Raw genomic sequence first — 268 nt, 5'->3', positions numbered from 1 at the left:
AGTCCGGGCGGCCGACGGCACCCAAGAGCGACGTCGAGATCGCCTCACCTCGCGAGGTCCCGGTGGTCATCAGCGGGTTGACGCACACGTATGAAGGGACGGATCGTGCCGCCCCTGACGGGTTGTCTCTGCGCATCGAGCCCGGGAGTGTCGTCGCCCTCGTCGGGCACTCCGGTGGTGGCAAGACGACCGCCCTGTCGTGTCTGCTCGGATTCATCGACCCCGATTCCGGGTCTATCCTCGTCGGCGATCGCGAACTCATAGGGGC

At 66.8% G+C, this 268-nt stretch carries 1 protein-coding gene; it reads left to right on the top strand.

Annotation, left to right across the window (positions count from 1 at the left end; translation table 11 throughout):
* On the top strand, positions 1-268 hold a 268-nt coding region (locus ACY2RX_RS14675; RefSeq protein ID WP_490104727.1), incomplete at both ends, for an ATP-binding cassette domain-containing protein.

The sequence above is a fragment of the Polaribacter sp. 2405UD43-2 genome (genome assembly GCF_058147125.1).
This window is presented reverse-complemented; position numbering and strand designations above follow the sequence as displayed.